Source organism: Acinetobacter sp. M5A5_2a, assembly GCF_053345265.1.
The window spans coordinates 202,236-222,638 of record NZ_JBKEZV010000004.1 but is presented as its reverse complement, the minus strand read 5'-3'; the positions used below and the strand labels follow the sequence as shown (position 1 = coordinate 222,638).

Sequence of the window (20,403 nt, the reverse complement as noted above, 5' to 3'; positions counted from 1 at the left end):
TATTTAAAAATCATTCTATTTTACTTGGTTAAGACATGAATATTAAAGAATATTTTGAAAATTTAAAAAATGAGTCAAATCTAATCTTTGATCAATCAATCCTTTTGGAAGAACATCTAGGAAAATCACATTTCTATGTAACGTGTATTCATGATTTTACTCAACATATTACAGATATTAAAGAGAAAAACAATTGGATTAATATTTGTAGTCAATTAGAAGCATCTATTTTAAGTGTAACACTAGGGCTATATAGACAGGCATTTTCAACATTACGGCTAGGATTTGAATTAGGTCTCGGATCAATTCTTTTTTCAATAGATAAAATTCATTTTTATGAATGGTTAAAAGGTTGTTCTGATATTAAATGGTCAAAAATTATTGATGAAGAAACGGGTATATTTTCACAAAAATATATTAATGCATTCTTCCCTAGTTTAAATGAAGACATTAAACAAGCAAGGGCAAAAGCAATAGACAATTATAGAAAACTTTCAGAATACGTTCATGGTAACCATCAGACTTGGATGAAAAATGGAATAAAACTAACTTTCAATAGTGAATTACTATTAGAATTTTTTAATCATTTTGATGAAATAACTGAAATTTTATTATTTTGTTTATTTGCAAGATACTCCAATGACTTTACAAAAGAGACATTAGAAATTTGTGAGTTTTTAAATGAAAGATTAGGAAATAATGATAGAATTCGTGAATATTTAGGGGGAGCAAAAAACAAATGAATAACTTTTTCTTAAGAACGGAAAGTATAAAGCCAGAAGAACTACTAAACTTAAGTGTTACTAATCCTACAGACAGAGTAATTATTAGTGCATTAAAATCACCTGAGCCTTGTTTACTAGAAGGAGCAAGAGGAACAGGGAAATCTTTTTTAATGAAAGTTGCTGAACAAGAAATCGAGCAAGAAAATCATCAATGTCTTACAGTTTTTATCTCTTTTAGTCAAAGCTCATTAATAAATTCTGCTGACCCACTTCAATTTTATCATTGGATGTTGGCTAAAATGCTAAAAAGTCTAATGAATAAACTCCGTAAAAAGGGATTACTTGTTTCTCATTTTTCTGCAAATCTTTTAAGTAATGATTTTAGTAATACTGAAGATGAAGTTATATCAAACTTAAAGCAATTAGTAGGATTTTTTGAAAACTCTTATAAAACAGAAAATTTAAATATTGATACAGAGAAATTACCAGATATTGAAGATGTTAAAGAGGCTATCCATAACATTTGTGAAGAAAATAACTTAACAAATATTTATTTCTTTTTTGATGAAGCAGCTCATGTTTTCAGGCCTGAACAACAAAGACAATTCTTTACCCTTTTTAAAGATTTGCGATCACCTTTTATTATTTGTAATGCTGCTATCTACCCGGGAGTGACATATTTTGGAAAATCATTTGAACCAACTCATGATTGCCTATATAAAAAGTTAGAACGAAATATTAAAGATTCGGATTACTTAGATTACTTTCAAGAAATAGTTTACAAACAATGTGACGAAAGTTTAAAAAAAAATATAGAACAACATAAAGAACTTTTTAATACATTAGCATTAGCATCTGGAGGGAATCCCCGGATGTTATTAAAGACTATTCAAGAACTTCCTAAATTTGATACTAATTCAATAAAAACTATAATTAAATCATTCTATAGAAATCAAATTTGGACAGAACATACCGACTTAGGAAATAAATACTCGGGTCATAAAAATATTATTGATTGGGGAAGAGATCTATTAGAAAACAAAATTATCCCCAATATACTCCAATACAATTCTTCACGACAAGAACGAAATTTGGATGAAACTACTATATATTTTTGGGTTCATAAAGATTCGCCTATGATTGTTCACGAAGCTTTAAGGCTCCTAACATATACCGGAATTATTAAAGTTGAAGAAAATTATATAAAGGCAACTAAATCTGAATTAGGTAATAGATTTGAAGTAAAATATGGTTGTATTATTGCTATAGATAATAATCCGACAAGTATATCTAAAGATTTTTTCCAGAATTTAAATATTGCTAAATTCCCTGAATTTGGAAAGAATAGCCCTTCTTATCAAGGATATGATAGTATTTCACTTCATTCAGAAGGTGAAACAAACTATTCAGATGCTTTAAGATCATTATTACAAAAACCTATTGATGTACTTGATCTTTTAACACTATGGCAAAGAGATAAATTAAAAGGCGCTAATATAACTACTTTGGAAGTTCTTTTAAATAAATCTGAAGATGAACTTATTGCTAATATTTATCAAGTTGGCCCTCATAGAGCAAGATTAATGAAAAATGCTGCAAATGCTGAAATCCTTGAGTATATCTCCGGCTAAGTATAATCAATTTAAATACTTTGCTTTTTTTTAAAGAGCAAAGTATTTGACTACTATTATTATTATAAAATCTCCCAACCTTTAAGATTAAGAGATTTCTTTTCAATACTACTTACATCAAGCAGAAATTACTTTTACTTCAAATGCGATTTAATCTTCTCTATAACTGCTTCAGTTGAAATACCATATCGATCATGCAAAGTCGGTAATGCCCCTGCATCTAAAAATGCATCTGGCAAACCAATCATATCAAAACGAGGATGTTGCCCGTTTCTTAAAAGTAGTGAGCCAACTGCTTCCCCTAAACCACCAATCACAGAATGGTTTTCGGCAGTTAAAACAGGTCGTCCGCCTTTTGCGACTTCATCCAAAATAGTTTGTTCATCTAACGGCTTAATGGTAGGCACATGCAGCACCGAAACCTCAATACCCTCTTTTTCAAGCTCTTCGGCTGCCTCAAGCGCACGCATAGTCAATAGACCAGTCGAGATAATGAGTAAGTCTTTACCCGGTTTAATCACCTGTGCCTTACCCAATTTAAACTGGTAATTGTATTTATCGAGCACTAATGGAACCTGACCACGCAATAAACGCATATATACGGGGCCATTATGAGCGGCAATCTGAGGAATAGCTTGTTCGATTTCCAAGGCATCACATGGGTCAATGACCATCAAGTTTGGCATAGCACGAAAAATCGCAATATCATCCGTTGCTTGATGGCTTGGGCCGTAGCCTGTGGTTAACCCAGGAAGCGCCGCCACAATTTTGACATTAAGGTTATCTTCCGCAATCGCCATACAAATAAAGTCATAGGCACGGCGTGATGCAAACACAGCATAGGTGGTTGCAAAAGGAACAAATCCCTCGCGCGCGAGTCCTGCTGCCGCGCTCATCAAAAGTTGTTCTGCCATGCCCATTTGGAAAAACTTGTCTGGGTTTTCTTTAGCAAAAATATGCAGGTCAGTATATTTTGATAAATCTGCTGACAAACCCACAATATCATCACGCTCTTTTGCCAAGGCATTGAGTGCATGTCCAAATGGCGCTGGTTTGGTCGGTTGACCCTCGGCAGCAATAGAAGCAATCATTGCCGAAGTGGTTAGTTTTTTCTTAGGAGGATTGGCTAACTGGCTCATGGTGTATTCCTTACTGTCCGTAGTGGGTCAAAATATTTAAAGCGTCATCCCATTCATGTTCATCAACACGAATGAAGTGTGTTTTTTCACGGCTTTCCAAGAAAGACACGCCTTTGCCCATTTTGGTGTCACAAATAATGACTCGCGGGCATGTTCCCTCATAGTTTCGTGCTTGGTCGAATGCCTCAAGTAAAGCTTCCATATTGTTGCCATCGACACGTTGGGTGTACCAACCAAATGACTGCCAACGGTCTACAATTGGTTCAAAAGCTAAAATTTCACTTGAGTGTCCATCTGCCTGTTGGTTATTTACATCAATAATCGCTATCAGATTATCTAGTTTCCAATGAGAAGCAGACATCACCGCTTCCCATGTTGAGCCTTCATTTAACTCGCCATCAGACAGTAAGTTATAAACAAAAGCATCCGACTTTTTCTGTTTCAGTCCTAAACATGCGCCGACTGCAATTCCAAGACCGTGCCCCAATGAACCACCTGTAATTTCCATGCCCGGTGTGTAAGAAGCCATGCCCGACATCGGTAAACGACTATCATCTGCCCCATAGGTTTCAAGTTCTTCAAACGGAATAATGTTTGCTTCAATTAAGGCTGCATAGAGCGCAATTGCATAGTGCCCAATAGAGAGATAAAAACGGTCACGACCTTCCCATTCAGGGTTTTCTGGCTGATATTTCATGGCATGGAAATAAGATACTGCGAGTAGATCTGCTGCACCCAAAGCTTGTCCAACATAGCCTTGACCTTGTACTTGCCCCATACGTAAAGCATGTTGGCGAATGTGGTAGGCACGTTGTTGCAACTCGGCAATTTGGCCTGATTTATCAACATTTAATATTGTCATTTACTATTCCTTATTAACGATTGACCAGTTTTGCCGGAACGCGCAGAACCAAACTGGCACCGAAAATTAATACTGCTGTGATTAAGAACATGCCGATTGCATTTGAGCCTGTGTTGGTGGTGACCCAACCTATTAAATAAGGTGAACAGAATCCGGCAAGATTGGCGAAGCTATTGACTGCTGCAATACCTGCCGCTGCGGAAACACCACCCAAAAAGTTGGTTGGTAACATCCAGAATAAAGAAGATGCAGTGAGCACACCTGAGGCTGCAATGCAGAGGAAAATTAAAGAAAGTGTCAGATTTGAAGCGAGCAAAGTCGCAAGTGTGAGTGCTATCGCACCCGCACACATTGGGATAATTAAGTGCCAACGGCGTTCTTGGAAATGGTCACCACTACGCCCTGCCAAAAGCATAACCACAATGGCGCACATATAAGGAAGACTCGTAAGTAGCCCAATATGCCAGTTATCACTGATGCCTGAATTACGAATGAGAGTTGGTAGCCAAAAGGTAATGGCGTATTGGCCCATCACGACACAAAAGTAAATGCCTGCAAGTAACCATAACCGTTTATCCGCGACAAACTCTTTAATGCTACCGTGACCTTCTTTGTGCTGGTTATCTTGAGCAAGCTCTTGCTTCACCAAGTTTTTCTCGCCTTGAGTTAGCCAGTTCGCGTCTTGAACGGAATCTTTTAAAACAGCGAGTACGAGCAAACCAACGACAACTGTAGGAATCGCTTCAATTAAAAACATCCACTGCCAGCCAAACCAGCCATGTACGCCGCTCATTCGGTCCATAATTAGACCCGAAAGTGGCCCACCAATCATTCCCGAGATTGGAATCGCGATAAACCAAAGTACAGTCATGCGTGCACGGCGGTAAGACGGAAACCAGTAAGTGAGGTAAAGCAATAAGCCCGGGGCTAGACCAGCTTCGGCAACACCCAGTAAAAAACGTAAGGTGTAAAATTGCCATTCGGTTTGAACAAAGGCAAAACAGCCTGACAAAATGCCCCATGTAATCATGATGCGGGCAATCCAACGTCTTGCTCCTACTTTGTGGAGTACGATGTTACTTGGCACTTCACATAGGAAATAACCAATAAAGAAAATGCCTGCACCTAGCCCATATACAGCTTCACTAAACTGTAAGTCGCTCATCATCTGGAGCTTGGCAAAACCAACATTTACTCGATCTAAATAGGCACAAAAATAACAAAGCATTAAAAATGGCATGAGCCGAAATGCAATTTTTCGATACGCCGATTTACGAACTGCCGTATCTACTTCAGATGAAAATACTGTATCCATCATGCGAATCCCTTTACATTTGGCCACAGTATCCTCTTGTGACCATCATTCTATTTTTAGTTTTGAAATGGCAAGCTTTAATGAATCAGCATGCCACCATTTACATCGAGTGTTACACCAGTTAGGTAAGCTGACAGATCACTTGCTAAAAATAATGCTGCATTTGCAACATCTTGTGCTTTACCTAAACGGCTAAGTGGAATACCTGCAAGAATGTCATGACGACGGTCATCATTCATTAAACCACCCGTAATATCAGTCTGGATTAGACCCGGAGTAAGAGAATTTACACGAATCTGGTCGGCGCCAAACTCACGAGCCATCGCTTTTGCCAAACCTAAAACCCCTGCTTTTGCAGCGCTATAATGCGGCCCGCCAAAAATACCACCACCGCGTTGTGCTGAAACAGAAGATAGACACACAATGCTTCCGCCACCATTTGCTTTCATGGATGGAATAACAGCTTGTGACATAATGAGTGTTCCGCGCAGGCTGACATCTAAAACACGGTCATAATCATTGCGTTGAATATCAAGTGTTTTTACAGGTTGGGTAATGCCTGCATTATTAATTAAAATGTCGATTTTTCCATAGTGTTGTATAGCTTGTTCAACAGCTGCTTTGACCTGCTCTTCATTTGCAACGTTTGCAGCAAGACCTAAATGTCCTTCACCAAGTGCTTTTGCAGCGTTTTGGCTTTGAGCAATATCTAAATCAACAATAATGACTTTGGCACCTTGTTGGGCAAAGATTTCTGCGGTTGCTCGCCCAATTCCACGTTCTGATGCTGCACCGGTAATTAATGCCACTTTTCCTTGTAGTAACATGTTGAATCCTCTTTTACGCTTTATTTCCTGAGTTCGGACTTAGATTCTCTTTTTTCAGAAGTTCCAGCAATCATCTCGAATTCAACAAGGCATGAAAAAAATTCATGCCTGTGCTATTTTTAAATAAGTTTTAGGGATAAAAACGGATCATTTCATGGATAGTAGTGAAAACAATTTCAACCAGATGCCCTCAATTAAAACACTACAGGCTTTTGAACAAACTGCGCGTTTTGGCAATGTTGCAAAGGCAGCAGAGAATTTAAATCTCACCCCTTCAGCAGTCAGTCACCAAATTGCCAAACTCGAAGAAATGATTGGGCAGAGTTTATTTATTCGTGGTGCCCGTGGTGTGACGCTTACCCCGTCAGGTGAACGCTATTTTCAGGATGTCACGACCATCTTGCATAACCTGATGTTAGCCACTGAAAAAGCCGCCGATAAAAGCCCTAAAGACAGTTTATATATTCATTCGTCCCCAAGTTTTGGTTTACTTTGGCTACTGCCACGCCTCGAATCATTTAAAGAAAAGTTCCCAATGATTCAGGTCAATCTGTCGTGTTCTTATGAAAACTTGCACTTTACTCGTGACAAGATCGACATTGATATTCGCCATGGTCTACCTAACTGGACGGGTGTGGAAATCAGAACCATTCGTAATGAAAAGCTAGAAGTGCTTGCATCGCCTAAGTTACTTGAGCGTAGCCCAGTGCATAAGCCCCAAGATTTATTAAAAAAAGAACTGATTTTATCGCGCTCAACCTTAGTCACTTGGCCTCAGTGGTTTGCGCATCAGGGCTTAAGCATTCCTGAGTTTCCCTATACTTTGAGTTTTGACCGCTCTTATATGTCACTTGAAGCAGCCACACACGGACTAGGATTTGTTTTGGAAAGTAATTTGCTCACTCAAAATTATTTGGAATCCGGAAAGTTAGTTAGAGTTTTTGCAGATGAGCTATCGATTCCTATTTCTGCTCATCATTTGGTTTACCCGCGAACCCACCAGTTTATTCCTAAAATTGAGCTGTTTTTAAACTGGATTTATGATGAATTGGCAGATTGAGAAAGTAATTTCTTAAATGATTTTAATTTCCTCAACTTTTAGGTGATGCATCATCTCTCGAACAAATACAAACTAGGTAAAAACATAAAACTGATCTGGGGCTACTTGGCTTGTGTAGTAGCTCAAACGCTCAATAAAATTATTGAATCCGTGCTCAAGCTCAATACGGCTGATTTTCTTTTTTGCACTAAAAAATAACTCACTGAGTTGTGTCATGGCAGCATCAGACGTAACAGCTACCCCACTTATATTTAGATTTCTGAGTGGCTGAGACTCTATGATCTCTTCAATAAAATAAATCATTTTTTCAATAGCAAGCTCATCAATCACACCATGGCTAATGCTTTTTGAATTAATAAAACTCAAGCCCTGTTCAAGTTGAATATGTTGGTTGTCTATGTCAAATGATAGGCCATTAAGACCGAGTGAAAATTTTAAAGCCGAATCAGAATGAGGCATAAAATAGCTTAATGTTGAATTTTGATAATAAAGTTAATTTATTTATAACCTTAAATGGTGTCAGTTTGTTCAATACCTAAAATGAACTGAGTTAATAATCATTAACACCATATAATAAAAAACTCATTAAAAAGATGAAAAATCAATCTTATATTCATCAATATCCTACCATTACAAAATAGAGTATAAACATGAAAAAATTAGTAATTTTAAGTTTTACGATCTATAGCTTTGCACAAATTGCGAATGCAGCCACATTAAATGTAAAACCATACGGAACAACTCAAGATGGTCAAAAAGTTGATCTATACACCATGAGCAATAACAAAGGAGTCTCTGTATCTTTTATTAGTTTTGGTGGCGTAATTACACAGATTTTGACTCCCGATGCGCAAGGTAAACAAAATAATATCGTTTTGGGCTTCGATGATCTAAAAGGCTATGAAGTCACTGATACCAAGGAAGGCATTCATTTTGGCGGATTAATTGGTCGTTATGCGAACCGTATTGGTAATGCTAAATTCAGCTTAGATGGAAAAACTTATAACCTTGAAAAAAATAATGGACCGAATTCATTACATAGCGGTAATCCAGGTTTTGATAAGCGTGTTTGGCAAGTTAAACCCCTCGTTTCTAAAGGTGAAACCGTCAAAGCTTCTCTTAAGTTAACCAGTCCAAATGGTGATCAAGGTTTTCCCGGAAAGTTAGATGTAGAGGTGATCTACAGTCTTTCAGACCAAAATGAATTCCAGATTGAATATAAGGCAAAAACTGATCAACCGACCGTCGTCAATCTCACCAATCACAGTTATTTCAACTTGTCAGGAGCTGGGAACAACCCGTATGGCGTACTCGATCATGTGGTACAACTCAATGCAGACCGTATATTAGTAACCGATCAAAATTCTTTACCAACAGGTGAAATTGCTTCAGTTACAGGTACGCCTTTTGATTTTCGGACTCCTAAAGCAATTGTAAAAGATATTCGAGCGAATCATCAGCAATTGGCGTATGGATATGGCTATGATCAAACTTGGGTGATTAACCAAAAGTCTCAAGGGAAATTAAATCTTGCTGCTAGTGTTGTTGACCCAAAATCTAAACGGTCTATGCAGGTCCTAACCACTGAACCAAGCGTTCAAATGTATACGGCGAATCATTTACTAGGAAATGTTGCAGGTGCAAACGGTGTACTTTATCGACAAGCAGATGCTCTAGCATTAGAGACACAGCATTTTCCAGACAGCCCCAATCAACCGACTTTCCCATCTACTCGTTTGAACCCAAATCAAACGTATAACAGTGTCACCGTATTTAAATTTGGTATTCAAAAATAGTCTTTTTAATTAGAACTATATTTATCTAAAAAAGACTCTCAGTTTAATATGACTGAGAGTCTTTTCATTTATTTAACCTTTGTATTTGGTAAAAATGCGGTTGCGAAACCTAATAATGGTAACAATGAGCACAAACCAAATACCCATTCAATGCCGTTAACATCGGCTAAATGCCCTAGCCCTGCTGCGGCAATACCACTTACCCCAAACATTAAGCCAAACATTAAACCAGCAATCATCCCCACACGGCCCGGAACAGCTTCTTGTGCGTAAACCACCATTGCAGCAAAAGCAGACGACAACACCAAACCAGTAATAATTGATAAGACTGTTGTCCAAAACAAGTTTGCATACGGCATCATTAATGCAAATGGAGCCATACCCACAAATGAAACCCAGATAACAGCTTTACGACCAATCTTGTCACCAATTGGGCCACCTGCAAATGTACCTAAAGCAACAGCGGCCAAAAACGCAAACAAATGCAACTGAGCGGTCTGGATACTGATATGGAACTTTTGAATTAAGTAAAAAGTGAAGTAGTTACTAATGCTGGCAATGTAGGTAAATTTGGCAAACATCAACACACTAATGGTGCTCAAGGCAATAATGAGCTTACGACCATGTAATTTACTCTGTGCTTGGTTTACACGTGTAACTACCTGATTTTTTGCATGACCAATCGTCCAACGGCTTACACCAAATAAAACCCAAATAGCTAAAAGTGCAAATATAACTAAGCCCGCAACTGCATGCTGTCCAAACGGTACAATCAGCAAAGCTGCTAACAATGGACCAATGGCAGTACCTGTGTTTCCACCCACCTGAAAAGTCGATTGAGCCGTACCGAAGCGCCCGCCAGATGCCATTCGAGCCACACGTGAAGCTTCAGGGTGAAAAGTTGCAGAACCTACCCCAATCAGCGCGGATGCACATAACAACACAGTAAAGCTTGGTGAAAATGCCAACAAGATAATGCCGGAAAATGTGACGACCATTCCGAGTGGTAGAAGATAAGGTTTTGGATGTTTATCGGTATAAAGTCCAATCCAAGGCTGTAGCAGTGAACCTGTAATTTGATATACAAACGAAATCAGGCCAACTTGAGCAAAACTCAGCGAGAAGTTTGCTTTGAGCATTGGATAGATGGCTGGTAACACGGCTTGAATTAAATCATTCAGTAAATGTGCAACCGCCACAGCACCTACAATTTTAATAATCATTCCTTGAGGCTGATCATTTGCAACGGTATTGGCAATACCATCTTTCAATTGTATTGAAGACGTCATACCTGAAAAACTCCAATATTTTAAGTAAGGTGCTTATTGTAAATTGTCGCTTATAAAGTTATCTTCCAATAATCATCGCATAAGTGACAATTTTTAGGATAGATTATGTCCGATTCTCTTATTCAGTCTGATTTGTCTGAACTTGTGATTGGGCTATCTTCCGAGCATGCCTACCGAGAAATCACGCCGACTCATACGCATACTCGCGCTCAGTTTTTATATGCGTCTACAGGAAACATTCAGGTGTTTACACCGAATAATGTCTGGATTGTGCCGCCCATGTGTGCGTTATGGATTCCTGCCCATGTCGAACATAGTGTGATTTCATTGAGTCACGTTAAATTAAATACGGCGTTAGTTGAAATAAATGCAGCTGCTTTAATGGGGCAACATTGCTTTATTATTCGGGTGAGCAACCTTTTGCATGAGCTTTTGATTCGTTTGAATGAAATTGAACAAGAGGAGACTCCAAATATTGTCACCTCTCAAGAGCTTTCTCGTTCTTTACAAATTTTGATTTTTGAAGAAATCCATCGGGCCAATTTGTTGCCTATCCAGATTCCGTGGCCAAAAGACAAGCGATTATTAAAAATTTGCCAAGCGTTATTACACGCGCCTAATCACTCAAAAGATTTAACAGATTGGGCCGATGATATTGGCGCGAGTTCGAGAACCTTAATGCGCATGTTCCAAAAAGAAACTGGACTGTCTTATCGAGCATGGGTCCAGCAAATGCATATCGCACTTGCCTTGAGTAAAATCGCGAATGGTGAATCTATTGCTCAAATTTCCGAGTCACTGGGGTATAACAACCCCAGTGCATTCAGTGCGATGTTTAAACGACATCTCGGAAAAACACCTCAGCAATTTAGAAGTGCGGCAATGTCGTTATAAGTCTTTTTTTTTGCGGGTAAGTCATGCTTTTCGAGCAAATCATCGAAATCATGATAGACATGCAGTTCTCGATCTTTGCCGGTTCTCGCATGATCTAATCGCTGTTCAGGATCAACCAAAACGAGTGTATGACCATCATCAATCAGACGATCTACGCCTTCTAAAAACATACGTTTACCCACATCATGGATAAGCGAAATCTGGGTCAAATCAATCACGATTGTGCTTTGATCAGTTGTCTCGTCTTGTAAAATACGCAACAACATTTCAGCTTCGGTAAATTTCAATACACCTCGAAGCACATACACACTTAATGAGGCATCTTTTCCTGTACGGTAATGGCTTTGTACAATAGTTTGTGCAGAAGGTGTACCTTCCATGAGATGTAATCCCATGTCACGAGATAATCGTTCTAAAATATCGATACCTCGAATACTATGACCATGCTCATCTAGTCGAGGTGAAAAAGCAGCAATACTGACCTGACCCGGCAACACCCCCAAAATACCGCCAGCTACACCACTTTTAGCAGGAATACCTACAGTTGAAAGCCAGTCACCCGCGGCATCATACATACCACAGCTCATCATGACACTGAGCACTTGTCTCACTACAGATCGGTTCAATAAGCGTTTTCCGGTTTTAGGGTCGACCCCACCATTGGCAAGTACACTGCCCATACGTACCAGATCTTTAACTGTAACCATGATTGCACATTGACGAATGTAACCATTCACAATATCGACTGGATCAGTTTCTAAAATTCCGACAGTTCGCAACATATAACCGATCGAAAGATTACGATAGGCTGTTTTGACTTCAGAATCGTAAACAGACTCATCAAAACTTAATTCGCGACCAGCAAGCTCGCTCATAAAACGGCGTAGAATTTCTGCACTATGTAGACCATGTTTGACCTGAATCAATGAATGTACAGTAATTGCGCCAGAGTTGATCATCGGGTTTTTCGGACGACCATCTTTACCCAATGAAATTTCATTAAAAGCTTCCCCTGAAGGCTCTACCCCTACTTTAGCGAGTACCGCATCAATGCCAAGCTGTTGTAAAACATAAGCATATACAAACGGTTTAGAAATTGACTGTATGGTGAATTCAGTATCATCATCGCCGATCGAATAAATTTCACCATCTACCGTAGACATTGCCAAAGCCAATCGGTCTGGATTTGCATTTGCCAACTCTGGAATATAGTCAGCTAGATGCCCGCTATTATCTACCTCACAGGCTTCTATCACATTTGCCAAATAATCTGGGAGAGGGGTTTTCATGGTCCGTAACCTTAAATGAGGAGATTTGCGCTTTAGAGCAATTTTTCAGCACAACCTGCTGATAATATTAAAATTATACTTTTTGAATGAATTAAAAATCACGATATAAGTATTGTAATTCCGTTGACTTCTTTATTTCAAGCTCATTATACCTTTTTCAAAACTTTAAACAGAAGATTAGATTATTCTTTCTACAAATAACACTCCATTTAAATGATCGACTTCATGTTGAACAATACGAGCAGGAAAACCGTGAAAAATCGTTTCAACGAATTCACCCTGAAGTGTTGAATATTTAACCTTTACCATTTCTGCGCGTTCAACTTGTCCACGTTCATCTGGCACGCTTAAGCAGCCTTCTTCACCTAGGAGGGTTTCACTCGAAAACTCTAAAATCTCAGGATTCACCATCACCACCGCATCCATTTCAGGTGCGTCGGGATAGCGTGGATTTGGTCGAGAAGCCACAATAATGACTCGTTTAGAGATATAGACTTGAGGTGCAGCAATTCCTACACCATTGCGTTCAAGCATAGTGGCATGCATAGCGGCTGCAAGCCCATAAAGCCAATCACTGTTCAGCTCACTAGGTGAGACAGGCGCGGCAATCAGTTTTAAAATGTCTTCACCGCGCTTAGCTACAGGTAAAACTACACTCATCCCTTGAATCTCTCATTAAACTAGCTATGACAAGTTTTATTGTGTCGCTGAACGGCTCAAAAGAAAAGTCATTCCTACATCTGTTTTTGTTTAATCTAAAGCGTTTTTAGTTTTAAACCATTTTGTCTTTTCTTAGTTAACCCAATCTACACTCATCTATAGCACAAATTTCCTCCATTTACTTTTAATTCACTTTTCCATTAATATTCAAACTTCGATTACAACAATTAAGTAAAAAATGGATCAAGAATTAACGTTGCAGGATGCGAACTATCTGAATAAAGAAGATAAACGAACCCTCGCCCTTTCTTCACTCGGTGGCGCTTTAGAGTTTTACGATTTTGTGATTTATGTGTTCTACGCCAAAATCATTTCCGACCTCTTTTTCCCAAGTACGCTTAGTCCTTTTTGGGCCATGCTCAATACTTACGGTATTTTTGCAGCAGGTTACTTTTTTAGGCCGTTAGGTGGGGTTGTAATGGCCCATTTTGGCGATCTAGTTGGGCGAAAAAAACTATTTTCGCTTTCTATTTTACTGATGGCCCTGCCTACTCTGTTTATCGGGATTTTGCCTACTTTTGAAAATATTGGTTATTTGGCGCCGCTGCTTTTATTACTCATGCGTGTGGTGCAAGGTATTGCTATTGGAGGTGAAATTCCCGCCGCGTGGACATTTGTGTCGGAACACGTTCCCGAAAGAAAAATTGGACTGGCAAATGGTTTATTAACTGCCGGACTGTCTTTAGGAATTTTACTAGGCGCGCTGATGTCTTTATGGATTTCGCTGAATTTTAGTGAAGGACAAATCCATGACTGGGCATGGCGTATTCCTTTCATTGCAGGTGGTATTTTTGGTCTGGTAGCACTTTATTTACGGACCTATTTAAAAGAAACACCTGTGTTTAAAGCCATGCAGGCACGTAAAGAAATCTCAAAAGAAATGCCAGTTAAACAAGTGTTAAAAACACATAAAACAGCCGTTGTTATTGGGATGTTATTTACGTGGTTTTTAACAGGCTGTGTGGTGGTGGTGATTTTAGCCATGCCAAATTTATTGATTGGTTCATTTGGTTTTGAGCGTGCCCAGACTTTTGAAATGCAAAGTGCAGCCATTGTCATGCAAATGGTGGGCTGTATTTTGGCTGGTTATTTTGCTGACCGTTTTGGCTGTGGCAAAGTGATGATGGTTGGTGCACTTGCCGTGGCACTTACAGCAGCAGTTTTTTATAACAGTTTGGGTCACGCCGCACATTCAACCATTTTTGGCTTATATATGTTGCTAGGTCTTTGCTCAGGTACTGTTGGTATGGTGTCGAGCAGCATGGTTAAAATGTTCCCTGCACCCGTTCGCTTCTCGGGCATTTCATTTTCTTATAATTTATCTTATGCAATTGTTGGTGGTATGACGTTGCCTTTAGTCCATTGGCTTAGTCAATATAGTGATATTGGTGCGATGTATTATATTTTTGCGCTGACCATTTTGGCCTTTGTGACTGCGTTTGTATTTTGGAATAAGTTTGAAAAATCCAGATATTAAAAGAGCTTATCTATTAAATAAAAAACCACGCCAGTTGCGTGGTTTTTTAATGTTGTTCACTTTAGAAAGTAAAACCGATATTAAAGTTAATTCAGTATAACCACTTATCACTGTTGGGTGATGTGGCAGAGGTATAGCCTGTTGAGTTGGTCGCCCCACCAATAATATTTGAGTTTTTGCCCCACGTGTAATCTGCCCAAACCATAAATGGTGAAGCTATAAACATCATGCCTGTAGTGTTCATTTGCGAATCTGACCAATCATCACGTTTTTTATCGAGATAGCTATAGTCATTATAAAACTTAATGGCTTTTAGCTTGCCCATATTCGTGACAGGTAAAGTGTAGGCAAGGTTTAAACTGGCAATCGTTCCTTCCGAAGCAATGAAATAGGCAGGTGTAAAACCATTATTGCCCATTAAAGTCATATCACTATTTACACCATCCGGATTTTTAGCATCGTATTGATAGTGAATGACTGAACTTTGTAAGTTAAAGCGCTTGTAGTTGTTGTCGGTATGCAAACCAACCGCATAATACTTGCCATCTTTATCGGTGACTTTATTATGTAACTGGGCAATCGCACCAGACACACCAACCTCTTGCTTACCAAAATCAGTTTCTAACTTACGCACAATGCGGGTATTAAACTGATTACGCTTTTCATTTTGATAAGCCTTTTGAGATGGAAATGCATTTTCTTCCAAGTCATCGTAAGTTGCACTTTCAGGTGAATAACGCAAGTTGGTCTCTAGCATTTGCGGATAATAACCGAGTTTTACATCCCAATCTTTGTCGTGATAATTCCAGTTAAGTCCCGGTGCAATATTGTTGCCATAACCTAAAAAGAATGGAATGTGATAGGTCCAGCCATTTTGCGGGTATGGATAAATGGTAAATGGCTTATAGACCAAACCTGCTTCAATACTGTTATTGGCATCTAGGTTATAGCCGACATATGCTTTTTCAATCGAGGTTTTCTGTTGGTCTTGGAACAGATAGCTCGCATTGATGTATGCATCATCAAACTTACCTTTTAGATCCACCCTGAAAATATCAAAATAGAGCTTACCAAAACCACGGTTTGGCCCTTCCCAATCTTCATAGCGCTGATTTAACCGAACCACCCCACCTAACTTTAAAGAGTCAGTTCCATCATCACTTTTCCATTCAAGTAATGAGTCTTTTGCAAATGCACTTGCACTCATCCCCATAGCGAGTGGTGCAATGAATGCCATGATCAATGAAGTCTTTTTCATCTCTACATCCTTGATTGAGTTCCAGCATCCTGCTGGAACTTTATTTGTTTTACCTGTAAAACTTCGTTTTTATTGTTTTTTAGATAAAAAAATATATCTAAAAAAAGGATGGCTTAGCAGCTCCCATCGCATATGTACTAAACCATCCAAACTGGTTAATACAGTTTCTTTTGCGGTGGACCCGCAAAGTTTAATGGTCCAATCGAGTTCATATCGAGCTCAATTACCGTTGGTCCTTCAAATGCAACCGCCTCTTGAATGACAGTTTTAAACTCATCTGCACTACCGACTTTCCAGCTCTTCACCCCCATAGATTCGCCGAGAAGTTTGTAGTCTGGTGTATGCAATTCATTGAAATACTGACGACCACCAAAGTAGTTGTTTTGAATGCCACGCATTACACCATAACCACCGTCATTCATAATCATTAAGACCATGTTGGTGTTTTCTTGCACCATGGTTGCAATTTCGCCAATGCCAAGCATTAAGCCGCCATCGCCGACCAAACCAATCACTTTTTTGTCAGGGTTAGCAACCGAAGCACCGATTGCCGTTGCAAGACCTAAACCGATTGCACCCGCGAGTGAGTGAATGTTTTGGTTTGGTGCTTGTACAGGGAATAAACGGCTGCCCCATGTGCTACCTGACATGGTGATGTCACGTACAAAAATGCCGTCTTGAGGTAAAGCTGCACGCAAGTGATCACAAATTAAAGCGTATTGGTCGATTTGCTTACGCAGTGCATCAATTGCAGCTTGTTTTGCAGCAACTACAGCCGCATCGTAATCGGCATCAACCTTTGAAGTACCTTGAAGCTGTTCCAACACACGTGTTAAGACATCTTTGGCATCGCCACAAATGAAGTTGCGAATTTTGTAATTACGTTGCTGAGCCACTGGATTAGCATCTACCTGAATAATGTTTTCAGGGAACTCAACCGAATAAGTTTTGGTTTCATTACTACGTAAACGAGAACCCAATACAACCATTAAGTCGGCATCTTTTAATAACTGCTCAACCGCTGCCGAGTTGTGGAATGCACCTAAACTACGTGGATGATCATCTGCCAATACGCCGCGGCCGTGTGTAGATGACACAACTGGAATACCTAAATCTGCAATTGCTTTAACTTCAGCAACACTATTTAAAGTCCCACCGCCAATCCAAAAAATCGGACGTTTTGCTTTTTTGATTTCACTCACAAGAAGATCAATTTCAGCTTGATCTGCTTGTGGCAATTGCAATGCTTTGACTGGCCCAAGGTTAAGTGGCAAATCAATTTCTGCCGCTTGTACATCAATTGGCAACTCAACACTTACCGGCCCCATTGGAACAGTTGTTGCCACACGGATGGCTTCACGAATTACGCCCACTGCATTGTCTGGACTTGTAATACGAAATGCTGCTTTGCTTGATGCGCGTAAAAACGTAAGTTGATCTTTGGTTTCGTGAATGAAACTTGCATCACGGTCAAGATATTCACGCTCAACCTGACCTGTTAAATGCAATACAGGGCTACCCGCATTCATCGCTTCAATCAGTGAACCCACCGCATTACCAGCGCCAGCACCAGTACTGGTCAGTGCTACACCCAAGCCTTTAAAGCGTGAGTGTGCATCTGCCATAGTTACCGCACCCGCTTCACCACGAGCAGCAACAAAACGCATTTTTTCACGGCGTCCTACTGCGTCGGCAATAGGTAAATTGTGAATGGAAATAACACCATAAATACTATCAACTTGGTGCGCTTCTAAAACTCTTGCGATTGCTTCGCCTACATTTACACGTTCAGTCATGTCTGTTCCTCAAAATTTGTTTTCAGTCCTTGAATCTATTAATCGCACCAAGGGTTAGGCTGTTCATTCAGCCCCATATAAATACTCTTTTGCTGCATGTACGATAAAATGCCCAAACGGCCTTTTTCGCGCCCGATACCACTGTCTTTAAAGCCACCAAACGGCGCACTAATCGAGAACTTTTTGTAGGTATTAATCCACACTGTTCCCACTTCTAACACACGGGCAATACGCCAAGCTTTACGGTAGCTTTCAGTCCAGATGCCAGCTGCAAGACCAAAACAACTGTCATTGGCTTGGGCAATCAAATCTTGTTCGTTGTCATATTTCATGACGACTAAAACAGGACCAAAAATTTCTTCCTGACAGGTTTGGGCACTGTTACTTAAACCCGTAATAATGGTAGGTAAGTAATAACTGCCTTTGGCATAGTCACCAGTTGTTAATGCTTCACCACCAATCAGAACCTGACCACCTTCACTTTTAGCAAGCTGCACATAGCGGTCAACCGACTGCAAATGTTTGTCATTTACGAGTGGCCCTAAATGCACACCAGCCTGTTCAGGATGGCCCACACGTAAGCCTTTGGTAATTTCAACCAGACGCGTTAAAAACTGATCGTAAAGACTGCTATGAATAAACAAGCGAGAACCTGCAATACACGCTTGGCCTGCCGAACTAAAAATACCGTACGCTACGCCTTTAGCAGCAAGTTCTACATCGGCATCCGGTAAAACGATTGTTGGTGACTTACCACCGAGCTCAAGCGATGTGGTAATGAGTTTTTCCGCTGCAATATGCGCTAAATGACGGCCCGTGGTTGTTCCTCCTGTAAAAGAGATTTTACGAACCAACGGGTGCTGAGCAATTGCATCACCAATAACCGAACCACGACCAACTAACACACTGAGTAAGCCTTTTGGTAAACCTGCTTCTTCAAAAATTTTGGCAAGTTCTAAAGCAATGAGTGAAGTCGCTTCTGCTGGTTTTAACACCACTGCATTTCCCGCTGCCAAAGCTGGAGCAAGCTTTTGAACTTCACTCGCAATTGGAGAGTTCCAAGGTGTAATTGCTGCCACAACGCCTACAGGTTCATGCACGCTCATGGTCATAAAGTCTGGAGCACGTTGAGTAGTTAGCTCATCATTCAGCGTTTCACATGCCGCTGCAACATAACGTGCAGTCGCCGCAGCGCTCATCACCAAACCACGTGTTTCGGTTAAAGGCTTACCGTTATCGCGTGTTTGTAATTTTGCCAATTCATCTACACGCGCTTCAATAATGTCTGCAACTTTGTAGAGAATACGTGCGCGCTCATGAGGCAAGCTGTTTCTCCAGCTTGGTTGACGCCAAGCTTGATCAGCCTTTTCAATCGCTTCATTCACATCTTCAAGCGTTGCAGTCGAAATTTCTGCATTGACAGACTCATCTGCCGGAAACAGGCTTTGGATGACCGCACCGCGGCCCAAACGCCATTCACCTGCAATATAAATTTCCTTTGCCATGATCAAATCCTTCTTAAATCTGTATTGCTTCTACACTGTTGCGACAAGCACGAATCACGCTAAGCGCAGCCAAAGTTGATGTTTTCGGGTTACTTGCTAACGGCACGCCAACCAGTTCAATGGTCATTTGCCCAAAGCCACCTTCTGCCACAATGGTGTGTTTGTTTTTGTTGATTGTTGGATCAACGGTTAACTCGACCATGGTTTCATCCATTCCAAGTCCAGCAAGTGCAATTGTTGCAGCGACGTTGGCGTTTGCTGGAAACTTCATCGCAGCTTCACGAGCAGTTCCTTTGAAAAAGACTGTAAGTTCAGTCACATGATCTAGATCGACCAATTGCTCTGCATAACTCCCTTTCCAGCTTTTTGGACTTTTACAGCCTTTGTAAGTAACTTTTTGCAAGCCACCTTCTTTGGCTGCCGAAATACCGTCAATGCCAGCAATGGCACCTGCGAGTAAATGCAGATGGGCATTATTTTCTTCAGCTGTTTGTTTGAGCTGAATCAAAAAATCACTATCAGCCAAAGTTCCAACCGAAATCAGACCTATGGTCCAACCTTTCGCTAAAACCTTTTGAGCATGCTCTTTCACAGCTGCTTGACCTGCCACCTCAATGACATAGTCTGGCGCACCATCACATTGCTCAATATCTGAAATCACCTGAATCTCTGAAGACACTTGTGATTGAACTTTTTCAACGCTACGAGACGGCACGACAATCCATTTCAGTTGCAAATCTTGAGGCAAGTGAGCATGCACTTCTGCTGCCATTGCGCCAAAACCAATCATCATCAACTTTTTCATGACAGCACCTGATAT

The 20,403-nt window shown here is 40.0% G+C and carries 18 protein-coding genes; 6 read left to right on the top strand and 12 right to left on the bottom strand.

The genetic code is table 11. The features are described 5' to 3' along the window. Positions 1 to 35 precede the first annotated feature (35 nt). Positions 36 to 743: a hypothetical protein gene (locus ACLBWE_RS07830; RefSeq protein ID WP_068930648.1), complete on the top strand. Its 708-nt coding sequence runs from the start codon at positions 36 to 38 to the stop codon at positions 741 to 743. Next, the gene (locus ACLBWE_RS07825; protein WP_213031214.1) at positions 740 to 2,356 is read left to right on the top strand and encodes a hypothetical protein; all 1,617 of its coding nucleotides are present in this window, start codon (positions 740 to 742) and stop codon (positions 2,354 to 2,356) included. Before ACLBWE_RS07830 ends, ACLBWE_RS07825 begins: the two co-directional genes overlap by 4 nt. A 134-nt stretch (positions 2,357 to 2,490) precedes the next feature. Here the strand turns inward: ACLBWE_RS07825 and ACLBWE_RS07820 are convergent, their stop codons facing one another. From ACLBWE_RS07820 to ACLBWE_RS07805, 4 genes are all read right to left on the bottom strand, one after another. Further along, complete coding sequence (locus tag ACLBWE_RS07820; RefSeq protein ID WP_447602119.1) at positions 2,491 to 3,495, bottom strand: transketolase family protein; 1,005 nt, start codon at positions 3,493 to 3,495, stop codon at positions 2,491 to 2,493. 10 nt (positions 3,496 to 3,505) lie between these two features. Then, positions 3,506 to 4,351, bottom strand: a complete 846-nt coding sequence (locus ACLBWE_RS07815; protein WP_312821588.1) for a transketolase — start codon at positions 4,349 to 4,351, stop codon at positions 3,506 to 3,508. 19 nt (positions 4,352 to 4,370) lie between these two features. Continuing rightward, on the bottom strand, positions 4,371 to 5,672 hold the full coding sequence (locus ACLBWE_RS07810; RefSeq protein ID WP_447602369.1) for an MFS transporter: 1,302 nt from the start codon (positions 5,670 to 5,672) through the stop codon (positions 4,371 to 4,373). A gap of 77 nt (positions 5,673 to 5,749) precedes the next feature. Beyond that, complete coding sequence (locus tag ACLBWE_RS07805) at positions 5,750 to 6,499, bottom strand: SDR family NAD(P)-dependent oxidoreductase (protein ID WP_447602117.1); 750 nt, start codon at positions 6,497 to 6,499, stop codon at positions 5,750 to 5,752. Between the two features lie 184 nt (positions 6,500 to 6,683). Between ACLBWE_RS07805 and ACLBWE_RS07800 the strand changes: the two genes are divergently transcribed. Continuing rightward, the gene (locus tag ACLBWE_RS07800) at positions 6,684 to 7,559 is read left to right on the top strand and encodes a LysR substrate-binding domain-containing protein (protein WP_447602367.1); all 876 of its coding nucleotides are present in this window, start codon (positions 6,684 to 6,686) and stop codon (positions 7,557 to 7,559) included. 72 nt (positions 7,560 to 7,631) lie between these two features. Here ACLBWE_RS07800 and ACLBWE_RS07795 read toward each other — a convergent pair whose 3' ends face one another. Then, on the bottom strand, positions 7,632 to 8,018 hold the full coding sequence (locus tag ACLBWE_RS07795) for a hypothetical protein (protein ID WP_447602115.1): 387 nt from the start codon (positions 8,016 to 8,018) through the stop codon (positions 7,632 to 7,634). A gap of 191 nt (positions 8,019 to 8,209) precedes the next feature. Between ACLBWE_RS07795 and ACLBWE_RS07790 the strand changes: the two genes are divergently transcribed. Next, complete coding sequence (locus tag ACLBWE_RS07790) at positions 8,210 to 9,355, top strand: aldose epimerase family protein (RefSeq protein ID WP_447602113.1); 1,146 nt, start codon at positions 8,210 to 8,212, stop codon at positions 9,353 to 9,355. Positions 9,356 to 9,423: 68 nt separating this feature from the next. Here ACLBWE_RS07790 and ACLBWE_RS07785 read toward each other — a convergent pair whose 3' ends face one another. Beyond that, positions 9,424 to 10,644, bottom strand: coding sequence for an MFS transporter (locus ACLBWE_RS07785; protein WP_017388728.1), 1,221 nt, complete (start codon positions 10,642 to 10,644; stop codon positions 9,424 to 9,426). A 105-nt stretch (positions 10,645 to 10,749) separates the two neighbouring features. Between ACLBWE_RS07785 and ACLBWE_RS07780 the strand changes: the two genes are divergently transcribed. Next, positions 10,750 to 11,538 carry an AraC family transcriptional regulator gene (locus tag ACLBWE_RS07780; protein ID WP_447602111.1) on the top strand — a complete coding sequence of 263 codons (789 nt, stop codon included), beginning with the start codon at positions 10,750 to 10,752 and terminating at the stop codon, positions 11,536 to 11,538. On the opposite strand, the gene ACLBWE_RS07775 is transcribed toward ACLBWE_RS07780, so the two are convergent. Both ACLBWE_RS07775 and def read right to left on the bottom strand, forming a co-directional pair. Beyond that, a complete protein-coding gene (locus ACLBWE_RS07775) occupies positions 11,505 to 12,827 on the bottom strand; it encodes a glutaminase (protein WP_004641747.1) in 1,323 nt (440 codons plus the stop codon). The genes ACLBWE_RS07780 and ACLBWE_RS07775 overlap by 34 nt on opposite strands. 177 nt (positions 12,828 to 13,004) lie before the next feature. Then, the gene (gene def, locus ACLBWE_RS07770) at positions 13,005 to 13,487 is read right to left on the bottom strand and encodes a peptide deformylase (protein ID WP_447602108.1); all 483 of its coding nucleotides are present in this window, start codon (positions 13,485 to 13,487) and stop codon (positions 13,005 to 13,007) included. A 238-nt stretch (positions 13,488 to 13,725) separates the two neighbouring features. Here def and ACLBWE_RS07765 point away from each other — a divergent pair, with 238 nt between their 5' ends. Beyond that, positions 13,726 to 15,024: an MFS transporter gene (locus tag ACLBWE_RS07765; protein WP_017391718.1), complete on the top strand. Its 1,299-nt coding sequence runs from the start codon at positions 13,726 to 13,728 to the stop codon at positions 15,022 to 15,024. A gap of 91 nt (positions 15,025 to 15,115) precedes the next feature. Here ACLBWE_RS07765 and ACLBWE_RS07760 read toward each other — a convergent pair whose 3' ends face one another. From ACLBWE_RS07760 to ACLBWE_RS07745, 4 genes are all read right to left on the bottom strand, one after another. Continuing rightward, a complete protein-coding gene (locus tag ACLBWE_RS07760) occupies positions 15,116 to 16,282 on the bottom strand; it encodes a hypothetical protein (RefSeq protein WP_447602106.1) in 1,167 nt (388 codons plus the stop codon). A 155-nt stretch (positions 16,283 to 16,437) separates the two neighbouring features. Further along, the gene (locus ACLBWE_RS07755) at positions 16,438 to 18,078 is read right to left on the bottom strand and encodes a thiamine pyrophosphate-binding protein (RefSeq protein WP_017388723.1); all 1,641 of its coding nucleotides are present in this window, start codon (positions 18,076 to 18,078) and stop codon (positions 16,438 to 16,440) included. Positions 18,079 to 18,116: 38 nt separating this feature from the next. Beyond that, positions 18,117 to 19,583: an aldehyde dehydrogenase gene (locus ACLBWE_RS07750; RefSeq protein ID WP_447602104.1), complete on the bottom strand. Its 1,467-nt coding sequence runs from the start codon at positions 19,581 to 19,583 to the stop codon at positions 18,117 to 18,119. Positions 19,584 to 19,596: 13 nt separating this feature from the next. Then, positions 19,597 to 20,388, bottom strand: coding sequence for an aspartate dehydrogenase (locus ACLBWE_RS07745; protein WP_447602102.1), 792 nt, complete (start codon positions 20,386 to 20,388; stop codon positions 19,597 to 19,599). Positions 20,389 to 20,403: the final 15 nt, after the last annotated feature.